The organism is Candidatus Avelusimicrobium sp., assembly GCF_056976295.1.
This window is the reverse complement of record NZ_DBMCTG010000009.1, coordinates 22,334-42,964: the sequence shown is the minus strand read 5'-3', so window position 1 is coordinate 42,964 and position 20,631 is coordinate 22,334. Positions and strand designations below refer to the sequence as shown.

Below are 20,631 nucleotides of genomic sequence, written 5' to 3'. Positions count from 1 at the left end.
CAGTTTGGCGGGTAAGTATATACTATAAAAAGTAGCCAAAAAGGAGGCATTTATGAGAATCGGATTTTTACTTTTTATTTTGGGGCTGAGCGTTACGGCTTCCGCCCAAATGTACCGGGTGGGGGGAACCTCCCGCGCGAGTTTTGGTTCCCAACAGACGGAAGAAACGGCGGCTCCTGCTACGCGCACGTTTAGCAGTTACGGTGCCCGCCGCCAACGCACGCAAAGTGCTAATACGCAGCCGTCTGCTCCAGCGGCGCAAACGGACTCTTCTGCCGCTGGGCAGGCCGCCCCTGCAACAACGGGCAATACGGCTCCACAAACTCCTTCTTCCGGTAAGGCTGGTAAAGCGGACAAAAACGCAGGAAAAAATCAGAAGGCCGACCCAAAAGAGGGCGAAAAAAAAGCGGATAGCGACCAACAGGCACAGGCGGCCGTCAGCCAAGTGCAGGCAATGATGAACAGTTTTGGGCTTTCCGCCCCGCAAACGGGCGTACCTCAGGCAGAGGGAAAGAACGATAAAAAGGCGGGCAATCGTGGTAATAATTCCCGCGCGGGGAGTGCCAATTCCAATGTTTCATCTAGCCGGGGAGGCTCCGCTAATAAAGGTACTGATGCCGGCGCGGCTACCCCCGGGGTGCCGGATATGTCGGCTATTATGCAGGCGGCCAGTTCCGGACAAATGCCGGACTTATCGGCCCTTATGGGCGGACAAAGTTCAGGCAAAAAATAAACAGGTGATTTTAGTTTAAGTAAAAATCCCCCGGTTGTGCCGGGGGATTTTCGCCTTGACTATGGGCAAACGGAACTTATACTATATAACAAGGAGAATAAAATGAACCGTTTTCTTATTATTGGTTATATGGTGCTGGGCGCAACCGTTTTGCAGGCGGCCCCGGTTACGCGGGTTTCCGTTTCCCGCCCGACAACTACGGTGTCGGTATCCCGTCCGACGACGGGGAGCGTTTCTGCTAAACCCACTACCGCTGTACAAGTAAAAAAGCCTACTACCTCGGTTGCGGTTTCCAAGCCGGAAACCTCGGCGGCGGCAAACCACCCGGTTACAATGCCGTCCGTCAGCCGTCCGGCTACAACGGTAGAGGTGTCCCGCCCAACTACGCAGGTTTCTGCAAGCCGCCCGACTACCGGGGGAGAAACGGCTGTGTCCAAACCCGGGGGGGCGGATATAGGCAAAAAAACCGCCGCGCCAATGGCACAAGCCCAAACTTCTATGAGTAATTATCAGCCGAAGAAAGCCAAAGATTTTAAAGCGGCTAAACCTCAGCAAGCAGCGCAACTAAGCGGGGGCGAATCGGGCTTAATGCCGTCATCCGCCGAACAAGCAGCCAAAGCCGCGGCTGCGGCTTCTATGAGTATAGCCAAAGGCAAGGACCCCTCCGCCGCTACCGCGCAGACGATTCAAGGACAAAATTCAGGTGCGGGTTCGGCCTTGTTAAATTTGCTTAAACAAAAATCTGCCGGAAACGCCGCCAAATAGTTAATTGATTAAAATTATATGCTTCCCCTTGGTTTATTATCAGCCAAGGGAAGTAAAAACTACCCCGCTAATTGATTTTAGCGGGGTAGTTTAAAGTGTTCTTTGCTTTTACATTGTTTTACCAAATTCCAAGGCTTCTTTCAGTTTGCCTGTTTTGATAATTTCACCCGGCTCTCCCACACCGCCCACTAACACCATACCGCGGTCCTGCCAACCTAAATAGTTGGCTATGCTGTGGTAGGTGGCTTTTAAACCGTCGTAGTCGCCGTCTTTTTCGTTTCCCTCAGCGGCGGCTAACAGTACGCACTCTTTAATTTTCAGTTTGCGTGGAGCGATGTCTTTCATATAGGCATACAGTTTATCAATAGCCGCCTTTAACTGCGCACTCATAGAAAACCAATACAAAGGCGTGCAGAATACCAGCATATCGGCCGCTTCCAGCATAGGGGCCAACTTTTCAAAATTATCTTTAAATACGCACGGCTCTTTGGCAGACCAACACTTGTCGCAGGCGTGGCACGGCAGTACCGGGTGAAAAGCCGTCTCAAACACCTGCACGGTATGGCCTGCAAATTTGACTCCTTGAATAAAAGCGTCCGCCAGTAAGGCCGAATTGCCCAGTTGGCGCGGGCTGCCCGTAAGCACTAAAATATTTTTACTCATATAAAAAACCTCTCCGAAACGTCCGTTTTTTTCTGCGGAAAAAGAATATTTAGATTATAGTTTTTTGCCTGCGCTTTGGCAAGTATAAAAATTATTGTTTTTCCCAATACAAAAAACACCCCGCAAGCGTATGAAAAATTGATAAAATATACCTATGCAAACTACTATCTGCGCCTTAGCCAGCGGTATGGGCGGAGCGGTGGCGTTAATCCGCCTGTCCGGCCCCCGGTCGCTTGCCCTTTTCCAAACGCTTACCCGCCGCCAAACGGCGCCGGAGCCGCGCAAACAAATTTTTTGTACGCTTTATGACGGCGGCGAAGTGCTGGATAAAGCACTGGTAACGTATTTTAAAGCCCCGCACTCCTACACCGGCGAGGACGTGGTGGAATTTGCCGTCCACGCATCACCCTATATCAAGGGCAGACTGTTAGAACTGCTGTGTGAAAACGGGGCTTCTATGGCGCGGCGGGGGGAATTTTCCCAGCGGGCTTTTTTTAACGGAAAAATGGACTTAGTGGAAGCGCAGGGGTTGTGCGATTTGATCGCTTCGGGCAATAAACACGCGCATAAACTGGCTATGGACTCCTTGGACGGAAAATTATCCGCCCGTTTGGACGATATGAAAACCAAACTTTCCGAACTTCTGGCGCAAATAGAGGTCCGCTTGGACGACGTGGACGAGGAAATGACCCCGCTTTCGGACGAATTTGTATCCGGCCAAATAAATGCCGTTCTGGCGCATATTAAAGCGTTGGCAGACACTTTTTCCGTGGGTAAGTATATTAAAGACGGCCTCAAAACCGCTATCGTTGGCGCACCCAACAGCGGTAAGTCCAGTTTGCTAAATGCTCTTGTAGGGTTTGACCGGGCGATTGTTTCTTCTGCCAGCGGTACCACGCGCGACACGGTGGAAGAAACCCTGGAAATTAACGGGCAAAAAATCATTTTAACCGATACTGCCGGTATTCGCGAACACGCGCTGGACCCGGCGGAAAAAGAAGGGATGAAGCGCAGCCTGAGAGCCATGCAGGGGGCAGATTTAATTTTGTTTGTGCTGGATTCTTCCAGGCCCCTTACTCCGGAAGAAAAAGATTTGTGGCAAGATATCCGCCGGCAGCAAAAGCGCACCCTTATTGTGCTTAATAAAACAGATGCCGTACAAAAACCTGTTTGCCCGTTGGCGGAGTGCGAAAATTATACGGTTCTGCCGGTTTCGTGCAAAACGGGAGACGGATTAAATGCGTTAAAACTGGCTATTACCGCCGATATCAACGAGGCTCAAACGGCAGACGGGTTGATGATTTCCAACTTGCGCCATTACGAAGCCTTGATTAACGCACAAACCGAACTGGAAAGTGCTTTAATCCGCCTGGCCGCGCACGCCGGAGGGGAAATTTATGCCGAGCACCTGCGCCGCGCGCTGAATTATTTACAAGATTTGATTGGAGAGGTAACTCCTGATGATGTTTTGGGAATTATTTTCTCCAAGTTTTGTATGGGGAAATAAATGTTTGTTTGCGAAGATAAGTATGATGTTATTGTAGTCGGGGGCGGACACGCCGGGTGCGAAGCCGCCTTGGCCTCCGCCAAATTGGGGGCTAAAACGCTCCTGCTTACGCAAAGTTTGGATACCGTTGCCCAAATGTCCTGCAATCCGTCTATCGGCGGTATTGCTAAGGGCCAAATCGTGCGCGAAATTGACGCCTTGGGCGGGGCTATGGGCCGCGTAACGGACTGTGCGGCCTTGCATTACCATATGCTTAACACCGGCAAAGGCCCGGCGGTTCACTCTCCTCGCGTTCAATGCGATAAGAAAATTTACCAGTTCACCTTTAAGCACTTTTTGGAATTACAGCCCAACTTGGATATTATGCAGGACGAAGCCGTCAAAATTTCCACCTCGGATAACGGTGTAAACGGCGTGCTGACCTTACGCAACACTTTTTACCATACCAAGACCGTCGTGCTGACCAGCGGAACTTTTTTGGCGGGAACCATACATATTGGTACCGAAATGTTTAAGGGTGGCCGCTACAACGATATGCCGTCTGACGGATTGGCTAAAAATCTGCGCGAAGAATTACACCTGCATATGCTGCGTTTTAAAACGGGTACTCCTATGCGTATTAACGCACGCGGTTTAGATTATTCTAAATTCCGCTTGCAGCCGTCTGATAATCCGTTGCAGCCCATTTCCCATTTTACGGACGTAAAAGCCCAACAGCAGCGCCGGTTTTTGAGTTGCCACATTACCAGAACGACCTTGGAAACGGATAAAATTCTGCGTAATAACTTCCAACGCTCTGCTATGTATAGCGGAAATATTCACGGGATGGGGCCGCGCTATTGTCCGTCGGTAGAGGATAAAATTAAAAAATTTCCGGACGTTACCAGCCACCCGCTGTTTTTGGAGCCGGAGGGCTTTCACACGGAAGAATATTATATTCAGGGCTTTTCTACCAGTATGCCGGAGGACGTCCAACGCGCGCTGATAAAATCTGTACCCGGTATGGAAAAGGCCTCTATCACGCGCCCCGGTTATGCGGTGGAATACGACTTTTCCGACCCGCGCGATTTGTTCCCGTCGTTGGAAAGCAAACTCGTGCCCAACTTGTTTTTAGGCGGGCAGATTAACGGCACCACCGGCTACGAAGAGGCCGGCGGACAGGGGCTTATAGCGGGTATCAATGCGGCATTAAAAACCTTGGGTAAAGAGCCTTTTGTCCTGCGCCGGGACGAAGCCTATATCGGCGTGCTGATTGACGATTTGGTAAATAAGGGCGTAAACGAGCCTTACCGTATGTTTACGTCGCGCGCCGAATACCGCATTTTACTGCGTAACGATAACGCGGACTTGCGCCTGATGCCCCACGCCTTTAAAATGGGATTATTGGAAGAAAAGTACAAAGCGCCGTTTGAAAAATACCGCGCGCTGTGCGAAAAATTAATTGAACATCCGGGCGCACAACCGGCCGAAACCGACGAAGATTTGTTCCCGTGGACGTTGGAAAAAGCCCGTGCGCACGCCGATATTCATAATAAATATGCCGGTTATTACGAACGCAATAAAAAAGATGCCGAAAAATTGGCGGAAATGGACAATATAAAAATTCCGGAGGGGTTTGACACGTCCTCCGTGCGCGGCATTTTGTTTGAAAGCGCCCAAAAACTGCGTGAGGTAAAACCGCAAACCTTGGGGCAGGCCGGGCGTATCCCGGGTGTAACCCCGGCAGATTTGCAATTACTGGCGGTACATATTGAACGATACCGGAGACTTAAAAATGCTCAAAACGCTGATTGATTTCGCCGCAACGCTTAATTTGCCCCTCTCACAGAAACAGGCGGAGCAAATGTTATCCTATGCCAACTTGGTGTGGAATAAAAAGGACTTTTTAAACTTAACAAGCGCGGCGGATTTGAACGAAGTCCTCACCCGCCATATTTGCGACGGTTTAACCGCGGCAGCCAAGATAAACGGTTTTATACACGCTAAAAAAATGGTTTCTCCTCAGGCGGCCGACGTTGGCGCAGGGGCGGGATATATCGGTATTACGACGGCACTCGCTTTGCCGCACGTTCAGGTAACGCTGGTAGAAAGCATTGAAAAGCGTTGCTCGTTTATGAACTGGGCAATTATGCAACTGGGTATCAAAAATACCAAAGTTAAACAGGCGCGTCTTGGGCAGGGAACTGCATTTGCGTTTGATTTTGTAACCGAGCGCGCTATGGGCCAACTGCCCGATATTTTGGAAATTTGTTTGGGTGCGCTGAAAGCGGGGGGAGTATTTATTGCCTATCAGGGCGAACACCCGCAGGCGGATATGTGCCGTCCGGAAAAATGCCAAGGAACTTTGCTTGGCGTAGAGCAGTATAACTTGCCGGACGACAATAAAAAAAGACACTTGGTTTTGTTTGGAAAAATGTAATGGATATCTTTAAAAAGTTAGCCTGTTTTGCGTTGATACTTGCGGTCCTGTTATGCACACCGCACGTATTGCGTTCGTTCGGGCTGACGGCCAAGGATGTGGTAAACGCTTTATTTTCGGAAAAACCGCGTGAGGATGCCGTTCCGCTCCCCGTACCCGAAAAGAAAGCCCCGGCTCCCGCTGCGGACCCCAACCGCGGACACGCGCGGGAAAACCGTCCCGATATTTCGGTGCCGCCTCCGGCTTCGGCCTCGGCGGTGGAATATTCACCCGAGGATGAAAAAAAGTTTAACGAAATGATTTCCGGTTTAGAGCACGTTGCCTTAAATGCGCCCAAGAGCGAAGGAGCCGCTTTGGAGGCGGTACCCGTTCCGGCCTACCGCCCGACGGATTCTGCGCATAAGGTGCGTTGGTCTCCGCCCCCGCCCGGTTTTTTGACGGCAGATACCTTTAACTATTTGATTTATCGCGAAAAAAATCCCGTTACGGAAAATATCAAAACGGTGCTGGATACGATTCACGGTAATTTGATGTTGGATTTAACTCCTTTTACATTGGTTATAAAACCCAATAAAATTTTGGTTATGCTGTTTGGCGAAAAGGACAGTTATATGGGCTTTACCAAGCGTCCGGCGTGGTCGGGTGCTTCTTCCGACTTGCGCGCCGATACAATGTATGTAATAGAGGGGAACAGTTTTTATCCGCTTTCTGTGCACGAACTGACACACTTATATTTTGACGGATACTTTTTGCCGACGATATCACCTCTCTGGCTTTCCGAAGGGATGGCGGTCTATATGCAGATTTATGCCACCAAGCAAAAGCCCAGTTGGGTGGACAGAAGTCTTTTGCGCATTGTGCAGGGAACTTATATCCCGTTGGAAGAAATGACACAAACCGAGGATATAAGTAATTTTCCCAATGATAAAGCGGAACTGTGGTACACGCAAGCATATAGTTTAGTGGATTATTTGTTAAATTCCCGCACGCGGGACGAATTTTATAAATTAAGCACGGAAATAAAGGCCAAAACACCCTTGCACCAGGCGTTATACCGTGCGTTTGGTATGCCTTTTAATAAGGTAAGTGTCTTGGAAAATGTATGGCTGCACGATTTGCAAAAGGCTTATCAGGCGGGAAAACTGGTTTCGCCCAAGCCCGAACCGCAGAAACCGGCTGTTAAAAAGCCGGAACCTGCCAAACAGCCGCAGACCGCGCCGAAACCGGCCCCCAAACCACAGCCTAAAAAGGCTCCGCAGCAGACCAAAATTAACAAGTTGCAAATGGTGCCCGTGATGAAGTATTAGGAGCGTTTATGACAGAACAGATTTGGACACATATTCCCATTATGGCACCGCAGATAGCGGATTATTTGCTTACCAATTTTGACGGTACTTATATTGACGGTACTTTGGGTCTTGGCGGGCATACCAAATATTTTTTAAGCCACTTGGGCGCGCGTGCGCGCGTATTGGGGTTTGATAAAGATGAAGAAGCCTTAAAAATGGCCCAAGAGCGCGTAAATGACCCTCGTTTAAGCGTGTTTCATAAAAGTTATACCGAATCTCCTGCGGTACTTAAAGAACTGGGGTTGGAGGGCGCGGACGGGGCCTTGTTTGATTTGGGATTAAGTTCCTACCAATTAGATAACCCGGCCCGGGGATTTAGCCTGTTGCGGGACGGCCCTTTGGATATGCGCTTTGACAAGCAAAACCCGTTAAGTGCGGCCGTGATTGTAAACACTTGGCCAATGGCGGAATTAGAGCGCGTTTTGACCCAATACGGCGAGGAACGTAATGCTACTAAAATTGCCTTGGCTATTATGCGCGCCCGCAAAGAAGCCCCCATAGAAACAACCGAACGCTTAAAAGCGGTTGTGGAAACGGTGTACGGCCCCAAGCGCGGAAAAACGCATCCGGCCACACAAACCTTTCAGGCCTTGCGTATTGCCTGTAACCGGGAATTGGAATCGGTGGAGCAGTTGCTTACTTCTTTGGCGGATATTATCAAACCGGGCGGACGGGCGGCTATTTTAACCTTCCACTCGTTAGAGGACCGTTTGGTTAAAACCCATTTTAAAGCCTTGGCGCAAAGCGGCGGGTGGAAACTGGTTACCAAGCACGCCTTGGCCCCGGAATATGAAGAAGTCCGCCAAAACCGCCGCTCCCGCAGTGCTAAATTGCGTGTGATTGAAAGAGTGAAAAAATGAAATATTTTGTTTTATTATTTGTTTTATGTTTGTTTGGTTTTATGGTGGTGGCGATGCGCATTGAAATCAACCGCTCGGGTCGTGCTATCAGCCAGTTGCAAAACGAGGTGGAAATTAAAGAAGCCCGCAACCAGTATTTGGAGTTGGAAATTTCCCGTCTGTCCGGCCCGCAGCACGTTACCGCTTTTGCGCAGGACAAGTTGGGCCTTGTGCCCGCAAAGCCGCACGAAATTATTATTTTGGACCCGAAATAACTATGTTAAAAAGACCCCTTTCGTCCCCGGATGTATTTAATGTTAAAAACCGGATGAAGATTGCCGTAAAGGTTATTTTAATTGCTCCGTTGCTGATTTTTTGCAAACTTTTTTATATGCAAACCTTTCAGCACGACGAATTTTCCTCCAAGGCCGAGCGCGCTATTTATAACTATCTGGCCGAGGACCGCCTGCGCGGAAAAATATTAGACGTAAACGGCCGGGAACTGGCCGAATCGGTCCGCACGCACTCCTGCGGTGTGAATAAACGCTATGTAAAGGACAAAAATAAAACAGTGGCCTTTTTGTCTGAAACTTTGGGTATTCCCAAAAGCCGTATTTTGGAAAAGTGGAACCGCGCTTCCAACTTTTTCTTTGTGGCTAAAAAGATTAAACCGGATAATTACATTAAAATTTCCCAAATTTTGCGCACCCCGTTGGGGCAAGGGCTAGAACTTACGCCGGAATACGAGCGTATTCACCCATACGGGCAAAGCGTGCTAGATATTGTGGGGGCGGCTAACTCTAAAAACCTTGGTCTTTCCGGCGTGGAAAAGATGTTTAACAGCGAACTCAGCCAAGACATCAGCAAAAGGCGCGCTAAGCGTGCCCGCCGCGGTGAAATCATTTACGACAGAAAATTAAAAGAGGAACTTTCCGTAGCCAATGTGTATTTGACGATTGATGAAGTCGCCCAGTTCTATGCCGAAACTGCCCTCAAACGAGCGGTGGATTCAGTGGGGGCCGAGCACGGAGTGGCTCTTGTGCAGGAGCCTAAAACGGGTAAAATTTTAGCAGCCGCTTCCTACCCGATAAAAGACGGCCAATCATTAGCGTTCCAGTTCACTTACGAACCGGGCTCTACTTTTAAAGCGATTGCCGTTTCCTCCGCATTAGATGCAGGGGTCGTGAGCGTTACGGACAGTATTGATATGGAAGGCCGCCGGTGGGAGATTGCCCGCGGGGTAGTTGTGCGGGACAACCAGCACAAAAAAGATTTCCTTTCTATCCCCGAAATTATGCAACTTTCTTCCAACATCGGGGCCGGGAAAATAGCCGTAGAGTTAGGGGCCAAAAATCTTTTTTATTATATAAAAGCCTTCGGTTTCGGCACTAAGACGGATATCAACTTTAATGGCGAATCCAAAGGCAATGTGCTTCCGTACAACAAGTGGACCAAAGTGGATACCGCCACCAAAGGGTACGGCTACGGGGTGGCCGTTACGCCTATCCAGTTGATTAATGCTTATTCCACCATAGCCAATGGCGGGGTGTTAATGCAGCCGCACCTGATTGACCGTATAGAATACGCAGGCGGCAAGGTGGAAAAACTTTCCAAGCCTGTAAAAATCCGCCGTGTTTTGCGCGAGGAAACCGCCCATACAATGACCAAGGTATTGGAAAGTGTGGTGGAAGCGGGTTCCGGCAAGCGTGCGCGTATTATGGGCTATAATGTAGCCGGAAAAACGGGTACGGCTGAAAAGTTGAGCAAAGAGGGGGGGTATGCCAAACGCAGCCATATTGCTTCGTTCTGCGGCTTTGTCCCGGCCAGCGACCCGCAATTTACGATTTTAGTGGTTTTGGATAATCCCGCCAAATATACCTTTGGCGGTACCGCCGCCGCACCGGCATTTAAAGAAATTGCCGAGCGGTTATTAGCCTTAAAGGGCATCGCTCCCGACCAGTTGGATTTTGAACCGGGCGCAAAAATTTGATTTAAGGAGACCGTATGAAACTTAATTTATCTGTCCGCAAAATTGCGGAAATTACCGGAGCGGAACTGATTTCGTCTGCACCGGATACAGTTGTAACCTCTTTTGTAACCGATTCGCGCGTAGTGGCTCCGGGAGATGCTTTTATTGCCTTAAAAGGCCAAAAGCACGATGCACGCAAATTTATCCCCGATGTGCTAAGCAAAGGGGCGGCTGTCATCTTGGCGGAAAAAGGCTTTGAGGTTCCGCAAAAGGCCAATGCGTCATTTTTACTGGTGGAAGATTCTTTAAAAGCCTTGCAAGCGCTGGCCAAATACCACCGCTTAAACAGCACCTTAAAGGTGGCCGCCATTACTGGCTCTAACGGAAAAAGCACCACCAAGCAAATGCTCCGCGCCATTTGCGAAACCGCCGGCGAAACCGCCGCCAATATGGGCAATTTTAATAACCAGTTCGGCGTACCCTTTTCTTTATTGGAAATTCAGCCCAAACACAAATACGGCATATTTGAGTTGGGGGCTTCCCATCCCGGAGATATTTTGGAAACGGCCTCTTTGGCGGTGCCGGATGTGGCGGTAATTACCAATGTGGGGCCGTCGCACCTGGAATTTTTCCACGATTTGGAAACCATTTATAAAACTAAAACCGAAATTGCCCAATGTTTAAATTTTGGCGGGACCTTGGTGTATAACGCCGATGATGAATATTTATCCCGCCTGAAAACCGAATTTAAGGGCAAAAGTTTGTCTTTTGGCTTTCATCCGGGGGCGGACTTGCAGATTTTGGATACCGAAAAATTTTCATTTACCTATAAAGGCGAAGCCTATGTGTTGGATTTAAACTTGGCCCGGCACGATAAGTTAAATGCCGCGGCGGCTGCCGCGGCGGCTATTGCATTAGGCCTGTATATGGATAATGTAAAAAAAGGGCTTCTTTCTTTTACGCCGATGCCAATGCGTATGGAGCATTTGCATAAAAACGGGGTGGAGTTTATCTTGGATTGCTATAATGCCAACCCGGCCAGTATGAAGAACGCCTTGGAAATTTTGGGCCACGCTTCTGCCGAGCCGCGCGTAGCGGTGTTGGGCGATATGAAGGAACTGGGCGAAACCTCCAAAGAATACCATCGTTTGGTGGCGAGAGAGGTGCTGGATAACCATATCAATTATTGCTTTTTGGCAGGGCCGGAAATGAAATATGCCTACGAGAAGTTGCAAACTGCGTCGGGTGTAAAAGTATTTTATGATGAAACACCCCAAGGGTGGACGGGGGAGTTAAAAAAGGTGCTTTCTAAGGGGGGGACCTGTTTGGTAAAGGCTTCCCGCTCTATGAATTTTGAAAATATTTTAAAGGAGATTTAAACTGTGCTTTATTATTTGTCGCAATTTACTGATAATTTCAGTTTTTTAAATATCTTTAATTATATTACGTTCCGTACCGGAGCGGCGATATTTACGTCTTTTTTGCTGACCCTTTTAATTGGTCCCAAGGTGGTAACGAAACTTCGTTCCTATAAAATCCAGCAAATTGAACGCCAATACGGTCCCGCTTCCCACTTATCTAAAAACGGCACGCCGACAATGGGCGGTTTGCTGATTTTCGTCAGTTTAATCGTTAGCGTACTTTTGTGGGCGCGACTAGACAGCAATTATATTTGGTTGCTTATTTTTACCACCGTTACGCTTGGTATTGCCGGTGTAATGGACGATTATACCAAACTTGTAAAAAAGAACCCGGAGGGGATGAAATCTTCTATTAAACTGGCAATCCAGTTATTTACGGCGGTAGTGGTGGTAGGATATTTGGCCTTAAATCCGCCCAATGGGGAATATTCCACTGCTCTTATTATTCCGTATATGAGCAAAATGTTTATTGACCTGTCGGTATTTTATTTTGCGTTTGCAATGCTGGTGATTGTCGGCTCGTCTAACGCTACGAACTTAACCGACGGCTTGGATGGGCTTGCAAGCGGCTGTATGGTATTTACGGCGGCTACTTACGGGATTGTGGCATACTTGGCGGGGAACTTCCACTTTGCGGACTACTTAAAGATTATTTATGTGCCTGGGGCGGGGGAAATTACTGTGTTTATGGGCGCGCTCATCGGGGCTTGTATGGGGTTTTTGTGGTTCAATTCGTACCCTGCGCAGGTGTTTATGGGCGATACGAGTTCCCTCTTTTTGGGCGGCGTAATCGGCACGGCAGCCCTGTGCGTAAAGCAAGAACTTTTGCTCCCGATTGCAGGCGGTATTTTTGTGTTGGAAACCGTATCCGTTATGCTCCAAATGGGATACTTTAAATTAACGCACGGCAAGCGGCTTTTTAAAATGGCGCCGATTCACCACCATTTTGAATTAATGGGTGTGCCGGAGCCTAAGGTAATCGTGCGCTTTTGGATTGTGGGCGCAATGCTGATGCTTTTGGCCTTAGCCTCGCTTAAAATCCGTTAACGCTTATGAAACTATTTAACAAAGCGCCCCAGCGGCGCAATACCTTTACACGGCGGCCTACTCCCCGGGCCGTGCGGGGCTTTGCCGGTGCACGGCAGGACGGGTGGTGGAGCCCGCTCAAATTAGATATATACATTGCCTTCATTGCCTTTGCGTTCGTGCTTTTTGGGCTGATTTTTACTTATTCGTCTAGCGCGTTTGACTCTACGCTCTTTTTTAAACGCCAACTGCTGTTTGATTTCTTAGGTGTGTTGGCGGCGTTGTTTCTATCGCAGACGTTTGACCGCCTGATACGCATTAAAATTTTTAAGCCGATTAACTTGCTATTCTTTACTTGGGTGTTACTTGTTATTGTGCTTTTTACCCGTCAGCAGGCCAATGTGCACCGTTGGATTGACTTCGGTTTTTTTAAGTTGCAGCCCTCCGAAATCGCCAAAGTAACTTTGGTTATTTATATTGCCGACTATTTGGATAAAGTGGCCGGAAGGTTAGCCAAAAATTGGAAACTGCTTATTAATCCTATGATAGTGGCGGGGATTACATTAGTGCTTATTTTGGCGGAAAAGGACTTGGGTACGCCTATGCTGATGGGGGCGGTATTTGCCTTTATGCTCTTAATGGCGGGTGCGCGCTTTTTGCACTTGTGCGTACCGGGGGTATTATTGTTGCCGGTGCTGTACCGCTTGCTGTTTGGGGTGGGGTACAGGCGCGACCGTATGCTTTCCTTTTTAAACCCGTTCGCCACCGAGGGCACTACGGGCTACCAGTTGGTGCAATCGTTTCTGGCGGTAGGGTCCGGCGGGTGGTTTGGAAAGGGACTAGGCAACAGTGAACTGAAACTGGAATATTTGCCCGCCGCCCATACGGACTTTATCTTTTCCATTATGTGCGAGGAAGTGGGCCTTTTTGGCGGGGCGATTATTATTAGTCTCTTTTGTTGGCTGCTTGTCCACGGAGTGCAGTTGGCCCGCGTGGCAAAAACGCATTTCCGCAGTTTGACTATCTTTGGCCTGACGATTACAATTTGTATGCAGGCATTTTTTAATATGGCTATGGCCATTGGTTTAGTGCCTACAAAGGGTATTGCCTTGCCGTTTTTTTCCTACGGCGGTTCGTCTGTGATTATGACGCTGGTGATGATTGGCATTATCCTTAATTTGGCGGCGGTGGATAACACGCAGAATAATCTGCGCGAGGACATCACGCATTTTAAAAACAGGAAAAAATAATATGAACAAACGCTTTTTGATTGCTTCCGGCGGCACCGGCGGGCATTTTTACCCCGGTTTTGCGCTGGGCGAAGAATTTAAACGCCAAGGGTGCGAGGTTCTTTTTGTCGTCCGTAAAGACGACCCGGCCGCCAAAGTGTTATCTGCGCACGGACTTTCCTATAAAGAAATTGATTTTATGGGTTTCCCTCGCTCTGTTAACCCCGTGCGGCACGTTAAATTTGTGTGTAAATTGGTAAAATCCTTGCTCCAAACACGCCAAATATTGCGGTTTTTTCGGCCGGAGGTGGCTATCGGTACGGGCGGGTATATTTCTTTCCCGCTTATTTTTATGGCGCATTTTATGGGTGTAAAAACGGCCGTGCACGATTCCAACGCACGCTTGGGCCTGGCAAACAAGGTGTGCGGAAAATTTGCGGACCTGTTTATGTTGGGCTTGCCGACGACGGAGAAAGTGAAAAACGGCGTTTTGACAAGTACGCCTGTGCGTGCGGAGTTTGGTTTGCCCGCGAACCGTGCCACGCAATTACAGGCACTAAAACTGGATCCTGCAAAGCCAACCGTTCTAGTGGTGGGCGGAAGCCAAGGAGCCAAAGATTTAAACAATACGGTGGTTGCTTGTGCCAAGATTTTTTCCAACTGGCAATTTATCCACATCACGGGAGAGCGGTGGTTTGAAAGCGTGCGTGGCTTGTATGCCGGGTTATCCAATGCCGCCGTATTGCCTTATTCGCACGAAATTTACGCGCTGATGAAAGCGGTTGATTTGATTATTTGCCGGAGCGGTGCAAGCACGCTGGCTGAACTGGTGTGCTGTAAGTTACCCGCAATTTTGGTGCCGTTTCCGCACGCGGCGGCAAACCACCAATACTACAATGCTAAAATTTTTGCTGAGGCGGGGTGTGCGCAAATCGTGTTGGACGATGAACAGTTGCCAACGCGCTTATCTAGTGTATTTAAGGGGCTGACCCAAGGCCAAGTGAGTGCAAAACTGGCCGCTATGCGTGCCGGGTATGATAAGTTGGCCCTGCCTAATCCCTTAACGGCGGCGCAGACCATAGCGGATAAATTAAAACAGTTGTAAGTTTTTCCAAACGGCAAGCAGGGTGAACTCCAATCAATAACGACAAAGGCAAAACATTTAAAAACCACCCCGAAGAATATTTTTCCGCGGGGTGTGTTTTATATTAGGCAAAATTACATACCTTGGATAAATTTACACATTTGTATCCCTAATTCTTCATCCTCGTCGCCAACCGAACAGTTTTTGTCAGTTGTATTATCAGGGCCGTACCAAAAGTTGTAAATGTTGTTAGCAGGATTCCCGTCATCCGTTCTCCAAACATCCACCCAATCGCTATTAGTTAATTCGTAAACAAAATATTTGGTTGTGTAATAAGAACAACCATAATTGCCACTATTATTTGTCCATTTTCCGCCCTTTAAAGTAACATCAGCAATTTGGCTTTGGGTACATACATCATCCTCAGGGTTTGCCTGCTGGTGGCGTTGGATTGCATCTACAATCGCCTTGGCGTTAATAAGCCCCTCCGTTAAGCGTGCCTTTTCCACGGCGGTTTCGTATTGCGGCAAGGCAATGGCCGATAAAATGCCGATAATCAGCACCACGACCAAGAGTTCAATTAAAGTAAAGCCCTTGTTGTTCATATTATCTCCTTAAAAAAGTTTACACACATAGTATATCAATTTTGGCGCGTTCTTCAAGCAGTACCTTTACAAATAAAAGAAAATTAATTATACTAATATATGAACATATGTTCATATATTAATATAATAGGACTTAATTATGAAGAAAACCCCACCACACATTTGCAAACCATCCTTGCAACTGCCCGACGATATTCTCTACGATTTGGCCGATCTGTTTAAAGTGTTTGGCGACAGCACGCGCCTGCGCATTTTGTGCGCTCTTTTTAATTGTGAACAATGTGTACAGCACATTGCGGACGAACTAGGGATGACGCACTCCGCCATTTCGCACCAGTTGCGCTTTTTAAAGCAAAACAAACTCGTCAAAAGCCGCCGCTCGGGAAAAACGGTTTTTTATTCATTGGCGGATGAACACGTCAAACGCATTTTTAACCAAGGGTTAGAACACATACAGGAGGGGTTATGAGTCATCATCACGAATGTGCTTGTACCGCTTGCCACGCCTGCTCGTGTGCCCAAGGGAAGGAAGGTGAACCACGCGGCGAGTGGAAAAAATTAGCCTTAGCGGCGGGGTTGTTTTCCTTGGGTTTTTTCTTACCTGTTCCGCTTGCTATTAAACTGCCCTTTTATTTGGCGGCTTATTTTATCAGCGGGATTGAGGTATGGCAGGCTTGCTATTCCAATGTAAAAACAGGCCAATGGTTTGACGAAAATTCCCTTATGGCGGTGGCCACTTTGGGGGCGTGGTGCATTGGGGAATTTCCCGAAGCGGTGGCTGTAATGCTGTTTTACCAGGTGGGGGAATTGTTGCAGGAATATGCGGCGGGTAAATCGCGCCGGAGTATTGTTCGTTTAATGGATTTACGGCCCGATTTTGCCCGCTTAATAAAGTCTGGCAAAGAGGAAAAGGTTTCCCCGCAAACAGTTAAGCCGGGTGAGGTGGTACTCGTTTTGCCGGGGGAGCGTGTGCCGTTAGACGGGGTGATTGAAAGCGGAAGCGGCCATTTGGATACCTCCGCCTTGACGGGGGAATCCCGCCCGGTAACCGCCCAAGCGGGGCAGCAGGTGTTGGCGGGGGTAATCAGCGTGGACGGCACACTTCGCGTAAAGGTGGAAAAGACTTATGAAAATTCCGCAGTTGCCAAGATTTTGGAACTAGCCGAAAATGCCGCCAGCAAAAAATCGTCTGCCGAAAAATTCATCACGCGCTTTGCCCGTATTTACACGCCTGCGGTGGTGTTTGCGGCTGCGGCAGTAGCCGTTCTGCCACCGCTTATTTGGGCAGATGCTTCGTTTAAAACGTGGTTTTACCGCGCACTTATTTTCTTGGTAATTTCCTGTCCGTGCGCACTTGTTATTTCCGTGCCGCTCGGTTTTTTTGGCGGTATTGGGGGTGCGGCCAGAAATGGCGTGCTGATTAAGGGCAGTTCGTACTTGGAACAATTATCGCGCCTTTATACGTTGGCCTTTGACAAAACGGGCACGCTCACGCAAGGGGTATTTTCGGTTACAGGACTTTTTCCCGCCGGAAACACAACAGACAAGGAATTGCTTAAATTGGCGGCTTCCGCCGAGCATTATTCCAATCACCCGGTAGCCAAAGCCATTTTAAAGGAGGCTGAAATAAAGACGGAAACCCCGGAAACGGTGCAAGAGATCTCCGGAGAGGGGATTTGCGCCTCTATGAAAAACACACAAATTTTAGCAGGAAACGAACGCTTAATGGCGCGCTATAACGTGGCGGATGTGCAGGCCGGGCGCGGAACGTGCGTATATGTGGCGGAAAATGGAGTTTTTAAAGGGCGCATAGAACTGGGCGATAAGGTAAAGCCCGGCACTGAGGAAGCCTTAAAAACCTTGCAAAACGGGCTTGTTCACCAAGTGGTGATGTTGAGCGGAGACAGTATCTCCGCCGCCGAAAAAACCGCCTACGAACTACATATAAAGCACGTTTACGCAGGTCTGTTACCAGCAGGCAAGGTGGAAATTTTGGAAAAATTAATATCAGGCACGCCTAATGGGCTTGCCACGGCCTTTGTGGGCGACGGTATTAATGATGCGCCTGTTTTGGCGCGTGCCGATTTGGGAATAGCAATGGGGGCGCTTGGCTCTGATGCCGCCATAGAAGCCGCCGACGTGGTGCTGATGACCGATGAGGTAAAAAAGATTGTTTCGGCAATTAAAATTTCCCGCAAAACCTTGCGTGTAATTAAGCAGAATATTGTCTTTGCGCTAGTGATTAAAGCCGGAGTGTTGGCTTTGGGTGCGGCGGGGCTGGCTAATATGTGGAGTGCCGTTTTTGCCGATGTCGGCGTATGTTTATTGGCGGTGGCAAACTCCTTGCGCCCCTTGTATTTTAAGGAGTAGTGATAGCATACGATAGTTGTTCGGCCCGCAAGGCGCGGCGGGGTTGCCGAGTGTTTTGGCGGCCTGCCAGGCTTTTGAAAAAAGGTAGATTCTGAAACAAATTCAAAATGAACAATAAAATAAATATGCTATAATAAACGCAGTGCGCAAGGGAAACCTTGCACCGACAATTTAATGTTTTTGGAATCCTATTGAAGAATAGGAAGGCTTTGGAAAATCCAAAGTTCTGAGAGAGTCCAAAAAACAGTTAGTTTAGGCAGAAGATAAGGGGAAGTCATGAGCCCCTTGTCTTCTGCCGAGTGTTTCGCACATATTTATATGGGCGGAACCACGGCTGTTTATTGGCAAGGCTTCTCTCAGACTTGTCCTAACCAGCCGTTTTTTTTAAGCCTTCCTTCGCTTTTTCCGCCTTGTTACTGCTTCATTTTTCATAGGTTCCGTTCGCTTTCATACGTTACAGCACATACGTATGAACGGGAAGGGGGCTTATGCACATCTCCGCCAAGAGTCAGGGCCCCTTCTCCCTGTTTTGTGGAGGAACTTGTTATGAAAATCGCCGTCGTTATTCCGTCTAAAAATGGGTTGCACCATATGAAAGAGTGTTTGCCTACCGTATTGGCTGCCGCCAAAAAATCTACCGTTCCTGTCAGCGTTACCGTAGTGGTGGGGGATTCTACGGACGGTTCTATGCAAGAGGCTCCTGTACTTTTCCCGCAAGTGAAATTTTTAGAAAACTCCAAACACGGTGCTTCGTCAGCGCGCAATTTGGGGGTAAGCGACTCGCAGGGTGAGTGGCTGTGTTTTTTGGATAATGATGTTTTTGTTGACGAAGATTTTTTCAATACGGCCCAAAAATATTTACGTCCGGATGTGTTTTGCGTAGCGTGCGCTGGTTATTGTGCTTATCCTAAAAAAGCCGGCGCGTGGGAACAGTTGGACGGCGTAAAATTATTGGGTTGGAAAAAGGGGTTTCCCCGCTTTACGCACAATATTTATAATGAATTTTTGCCGGAAATGGCGGAATATCCTTCGTGGGGTGTGCAGGGAGCATATTTCTTTTGCCAGCGGAGTTATTTTGATTTATTAGGTGGTTTTGACGAAAATTTGGACCCGTATATGTTGGAAGAAACAGACTTGGTTTATCGCGGGTTAAAACGTGGTTGGAAAGTGATTTATGCACCTGATACCAAGCCCCGCCACAAATGCGGAGGCACGATTAACAGTAAAAAGAACAAATTTACGCAGTTTTTATCCAAGCGCAACCGCACTTGGTTTGTGTGGAAAAATGTACACGATACGTCGCTTTGTTTGACACATTGGCTGCGTTTTATTTTTTCGTTTTCGCCGCGTTTGTGGAAGGAATGTTTGCGGGAATATTCTGTTTTCCATCAAGCCGCTTTACACGAAAAATTTGCCCGTAAAAAGACGGATTTAGAACTATTGGAAGAGTCCAAAAAATTTGAACAATTTGCAAAAAAAAACGCTGATTTACAACTGCAACTAGATACAAAAGCGCAACTGGATTTCTTACAAGAGCGGTTGCTGTGTTATAGTTATAAATATTCTAGTGGTTGGAAAATTGCCTTGCATATGTTAGGGGCTAGTGTATCTAGTTTAAAATTTCATCGTTCGGTTTCTAGCACTTCCTCCCAGCCGATTAAAATTTGTATGGAATTAGAGGGAGGTTTGGGAGATTTGATGTTTGGGTTGAATTATGTGTGTGCGTTTTATAAAAAATTTGCTCCTTTATCTCCAATGACGGTAGATATCGCTTTTCATAACTTAAATATGCTTAACGTGTTTTTGCCTCCTTTCGTTCATAAGGTTATCTTGCCAAAAGAAATAAAAAATTGCTCTTATGATTTGGTCATCAATGTTATTCGGTGCCCTGTGGTACAGGGGGCAAAAACTTATGTTTTTCCAAAGTTGTTAAGAACTTATATTTCAAAACTACTGAATTTTGAAAAGGAGCATAAGGGACTTTTACTTTTAACGCCTTACAAAGATACCATTACAAATAATGTTTTTTCTTCCTCTGTTAAGCGTTGGCATCAAGCGGATATGGTAGAAGAATTAAACTTAACAGAGAATTTCCTTTTTCCCGTGTCTGTTAAAAATGAAGAAGAAATTTTAGGTAAATTCGGCTTAATTTCCAAAAAATTCATCACTATAAATAGAGAGGGTGGTCTTTCCGGGCAATCTGACACTACCAAATTGTGGCCGTTGGAGTATTACAGAAAATTAATTGCTGATTTAAAAGAAACCGCTCCCCAATACCAAATTATTGAGGTTGGGTGTGGTAAAGGCGAGCGTTTAGGAAATGCCGATAAAAATCTAGCAGGAAAAACCTCGTTAGAAGAAATAAAAGTCATTTTAAAGCACGCCCTTTTGCATATAGATAGTGAGGGCGGCCTTGTCCACTTGCGCCACGCGTTAAAAGGGGGCGCGTCTTGTGTCTTTTACGGGCCGACTTCTCCCCAAGTTTATGGATATTCTGAAAATATCAGTTTATGTAGTAATGTCTGCCCTATATATTGCGAGTGTTATTCCCGCACTTGGCAAAAGAAATGTTTAAGAGGAAAAAGAATATGTATGGAAAGTATTACTCCACAATACGCATTGGATAAAATTATTGAAGCCAAATTATTATAA

General features: G+C 47.6%; 18 protein-coding genes. 16 read left to right on the top strand and 2 right to left on the bottom strand.

Features of this window, described 5'->3' with window-relative positions; genetic code table 11:
• Positions 1-52: 52 nt before the first annotated feature.
• Positions 53-733, top strand: a complete 681-nt coding sequence (locus ACZOTW_RS05165; RefSeq protein ID WP_483997660.1) for a hypothetical protein — start codon at positions 53-55, stop codon at positions 731-733.
• A gap of 102 nt (positions 734-835) precedes the next feature.
• On the top strand, positions 836-1,498 hold the full coding sequence (locus ACZOTW_RS05160; protein ID WP_483997659.1) for a hypothetical protein: 663 nt from the start codon (positions 836-838) through the stop codon (positions 1,496-1,498).
• 108 nt (positions 1,499-1,606) lie between these two features.
• Here ACZOTW_RS05160 and ACZOTW_RS05155 read toward each other — a convergent pair whose 3' ends face one another.
• Entirely contained in the window at positions 1,607-2,161 is a 555-nt protein-coding gene (locus tag ACZOTW_RS05155; RefSeq protein WP_483997658.1) for a flavodoxin family protein, read from the bottom strand.
• A gap of 154 nt (positions 2,162-2,315) precedes the next feature.
• On the opposite strand from ACZOTW_RS05155, the gene mnmE reads away from it, so the two are divergent.
• The 11 genes from mnmE to ACZOTW_RS05100 are packed head-to-tail and all read left to right on the top strand — an operon-like array spanning position 2,316 to position 15,025.
• Positions 2,316-3,668 (top strand): tRNA uridine-5-carboxymethylaminomethyl(34) synthesis GTPase MnmE, encoded by a 1,353-nt coding sequence (mnmE, locus tag ACZOTW_RS05150; RefSeq protein WP_483997657.1) that lies wholly within the window; start codon positions 2,316-2,318, stop codon positions 3,666-3,668.
• Positions 3,669-5,462, top strand: coding sequence for a tRNA uridine-5-carboxymethylaminomethyl(34) synthesis enzyme MnmG (gene mnmG, locus ACZOTW_RS05145; protein WP_483997656.1), 1,794 nt, complete (start codon positions 3,669-3,671; stop codon positions 5,460-5,462). It abuts the gene before it with no gap.
• Positions 5,419-6,087: a 16S rRNA (guanine(527)-N(7))-methyltransferase RsmG gene (gene rsmG / locus ACZOTW_RS05140; RefSeq protein WP_428042940.1), complete on the top strand. Its 669-nt coding sequence runs from the start codon at positions 5,419-5,421 to the stop codon at positions 6,085-6,087. The genes mnmG and rsmG overlap by 44 nt, the downstream gene beginning before the upstream one ends.
• Positions 6,087-7,394, top strand: a complete 1,308-nt coding sequence (locus ACZOTW_RS05135) for a hypothetical protein (protein WP_428038050.1) — start codon at positions 6,087-6,089, stop codon at positions 7,392-7,394. Before rsmG ends, ACZOTW_RS05135 begins: the two co-directional genes overlap by 1 nt.
• An 8-nt stretch (positions 7,395-7,402) precedes the next feature.
• A complete protein-coding gene (gene rsmH / locus ACZOTW_RS05130) occupies positions 7,403-8,296 on the top strand; it encodes a 16S rRNA (cytosine(1402)-N(4))-methyltransferase RsmH (protein WP_483997655.1) in 894 nt (297 codons plus the stop codon).
• Positions 8,293-8,550, top strand: coding sequence for a septum formation initiator family protein (locus ACZOTW_RS05125; protein WP_177746336.1), 258 nt, complete (start codon positions 8,293-8,295; stop codon positions 8,548-8,550). Before rsmH ends, ACZOTW_RS05125 begins: the two co-directional genes overlap by 4 nt.
• A gap of 2 nt (positions 8,551-8,552) precedes the next feature.
• Positions 8,553-10,265, top strand: a complete 1,713-nt coding sequence (locus tag ACZOTW_RS05120) for a peptidoglycan D,D-transpeptidase FtsI family protein (protein WP_428064016.1) — start codon at positions 8,553-8,555, stop codon at positions 10,263-10,265.
• A gap of 14 nt (positions 10,266-10,279) precedes the next feature.
• Positions 10,280-11,623, top strand: a complete 1,344-nt coding sequence (locus ACZOTW_RS05115; RefSeq protein WP_483997654.1) for a UDP-N-acetylmuramoyl-tripeptide--D-alanyl-D-alanine ligase — start codon at positions 10,280-10,282, stop codon at positions 11,621-11,623.
• A gap of 3 nt (positions 11,624-11,626) precedes the next feature.
• A complete protein-coding gene (gene mraY / locus ACZOTW_RS05110; protein ID WP_177746342.1) occupies positions 11,627-12,712 on the top strand; it encodes a phospho-N-acetylmuramoyl-pentapeptide-transferase in 1,086 nt (361 codons plus the stop codon).
• A gap of 5 nt (positions 12,713-12,717) precedes the next feature.
• Positions 12,718-13,941: an FtsW/RodA/SpoVE family cell cycle protein gene (locus ACZOTW_RS05105; RefSeq protein WP_483997653.1), complete on the top strand. Its 1,224-nt coding sequence runs from the start codon at positions 12,718-12,720 to the stop codon at positions 13,939-13,941.
• 1 nt (position 13,942) lies between these two features.
• The gene (locus ACZOTW_RS05100) at positions 13,943-15,025 is read left to right on the top strand and encodes a UDP-N-acetylglucosamine--N-acetylmuramyl-(pentapeptide) pyrophosphoryl-undecaprenol N-acetylglucosamine transferase (RefSeq protein ID WP_483997652.1); all 1,083 of its coding nucleotides are present in this window, start codon (positions 13,943-13,945) and stop codon (positions 15,023-15,025) included.
• A 113-nt stretch (positions 15,026-15,138) separates the two neighbouring features.
• Here ACZOTW_RS05100 and ACZOTW_RS05095 read toward each other — a convergent pair whose 3' ends face one another.
• Positions 15,139-15,609 (bottom strand): type IV pilin protein, encoded by a 471-nt coding sequence (locus tag ACZOTW_RS05095; protein ID WP_428076753.1) that lies wholly within the window; start codon positions 15,607-15,609, stop codon positions 15,139-15,141.
• A 139-nt stretch (positions 15,610-15,748) separates the two neighbouring features.
• Between ACZOTW_RS05095 and ACZOTW_RS05090 the strand changes: the two genes are divergently transcribed.
• The 3 genes from ACZOTW_RS05090 (at position 15,749) to ACZOTW_RS05080 (ending at position 20,631) form a co-directional block, all read left to right on the top strand.
• Positions 15,749-16,078, top strand: a complete 330-nt coding sequence (locus ACZOTW_RS05090) for an ArsR/SmtB family transcription factor (RefSeq protein ID WP_428044835.1) — start codon at positions 15,749-15,751, stop codon at positions 16,076-16,078.
• On the top strand, positions 16,075-17,979 hold the full coding sequence (locus ACZOTW_RS05085; RefSeq protein WP_483997651.1) for a heavy metal translocating P-type ATPase: 1,905 nt from the start codon (positions 16,075-16,077) through the stop codon (positions 17,977-17,979). Before ACZOTW_RS05090 ends, ACZOTW_RS05085 begins: the two co-directional genes overlap by 4 nt.
• Before the next feature lie 546 nt (positions 17,980-18,525).
• On the top strand, positions 18,526-20,631 hold the full coding sequence (locus ACZOTW_RS05080) for a glycosyltransferase (RefSeq protein WP_483997650.1): 2,106 nt from the start codon (positions 18,526-18,528) through the stop codon (positions 20,629-20,631).

Coding starts and splice junctions, on each gene's coding strand:
- ACZOTW_RS05085 (WP_483997651.1), top strand. CDS start 16,075: ATGAGTCATCATCACGAATGTGCTTGTACCGCTTGCCACGCCTGCTCG.
- ACZOTW_RS05155 (WP_483997658.1), bottom strand. CDS start 2,161: ATGAGTAAAAATATTTTAGTGCTTACGGGCAGCCCGCGCCAACTGGGC.
- ACZOTW_RS05080 (WP_483997650.1), top strand. CDS start 18,526: ATGAAAATCGCCGTCGTTATTCCGTCTAAAAATGGGTTGCACCATATG.
- ACZOTW_RS05135 (WP_428038050.1), top strand. CDS start 6,087: ATGGATATCTTTAAAAAGTTAGCCTGTTTTGCGTTGATACTTGCGGTC.
- ACZOTW_RS05100 (WP_483997652.1), top strand. CDS start 13,943: ATGAACAAACGCTTTTTGATTGCTTCCGGCGGCACCGGCGGGCATTTT.
- rsmH (WP_483997655.1), top strand. CDS start 7,403: ATGACAGAACAGATTTGGACACATATTCCCATTATGGCACCGCAGATA.
- ACZOTW_RS05095 (WP_428076753.1), bottom strand. CDS start 15,609: ATGAACAACAAGGGCTTTACTTTAATTGAACTCTTGGTCGTGGTGCTG.
- ACZOTW_RS05165 (WP_483997660.1), top strand. CDS start 53: ATGAGAATCGGATTTTTACTTTTTATTTTGGGGCTGAGCGTTACGGCT.
- ACZOTW_RS05115 (WP_483997654.1), top strand. CDS start 10,280: ATGAAACTTAATTTATCTGTCCGCAAAATTGCGGAAATTACCGGAGCG.
- mnmE (WP_483997657.1), top strand. CDS start 2,316: ATGCAAACTACTATCTGCGCCTTAGCCAGCGGTATGGGCGGAGCGGTG.
- ACZOTW_RS05105 (WP_483997653.1), top strand. CDS start 12,718: ATGAAACTATTTAACAAAGCGCCCCAGCGGCGCAATACCTTTACACGG.
- ACZOTW_RS05090 (WP_428044835.1), top strand. CDS start 15,749: ATGAAGAAAACCCCACCACACATTTGCAAACCATCCTTGCAACTGCCC.
- mnmG (WP_483997656.1), top strand. CDS start 3,669: ATGTTTGTTTGCGAAGATAAGTATGATGTTATTGTAGTCGGGGGCGGA.
- ACZOTW_RS05120 (WP_428064016.1), top strand. CDS start 8,553: ATGTTAAAAAGACCCCTTTCGTCCCCGGATGTATTTAATGTTAAAAAC.
- ACZOTW_RS05160 (WP_483997659.1), top strand. CDS start 836: ATGAACCGTTTTCTTATTATTGGTTATATGGTGCTGGGCGCAACCGTT.
- ACZOTW_RS05125 (WP_177746336.1), top strand. CDS start 8,293: ATGAAATATTTTGTTTTATTATTTGTTTTATGTTTGTTTGGTTTTATG.